A 585-nucleotide genomic window follows, 5' to 3' on the forward strand; every position below is an offset into this window, starting at 1 on the left:
ATCACTGACAATGTCTGCAGAGAGCCTAGTATCATTGCTATCGATAACTCTTCTATTCAGGTAACCGAAGGCTCGAAGACCCATTGCTACTCGTCATTCAAAGATCTATTGACACAGGCAGGTTGCAGTTATCAGGACCTTTTAGATAACGAAGTTCTTATCATCGAAGTCCTGCGCCGAGCGGCTCAACAACTCGATAACTTAAGGAAAGCAGCTCCCAATGCTGGGGGGTTGATAGTTACAACATCTGTTTCTCATGCACGAAGAATAGCCTTTCTGCTGCAATCAGAGCTCAATGAAATAGCAGTGATCGCCACCTATGTCGATGACAATCCATTGGCGACCATCCGTCAATTCCGTGATAGCACTAGCAAATGGATTATTTCTGTTGGCATGATTAGCGAAGGCACCAACCTGCCGCGTCTGCAGGTTTGCTGCTATCTGACACGCGTCAAAACGGAACTCTATTTCCGTCAGGTACTCGGGCGTATTCTTCGAACTACTGGACAGAGGGGAGAGAAAGGCTATTTCTTTATGCCGGCAGATCCAGCTTTGATTGAGTGTGCTTTGCGGGTGTCAGAAGAT

At 46.8% G+C, this 585-nt stretch carries 1 protein-coding gene; it reads left to right on the top strand.

The annotated features are described in order from the left end of the window. On the top strand, positions 1-585 hold a 585-nt coding region (locus ACCI49_RS25055), incomplete at both ends, for a DEAD/DEAH box helicase (protein WP_371841980.1).

Source organism: Microbulbifer epialgicus (assembly GCF_041447265.1).
Lineage (GTDB): Bacteria > Pseudomonadota > Gammaproteobacteria > Pseudomonadales > Cellvibrionaceae > Microbulbifer > Microbulbifer epialgicus.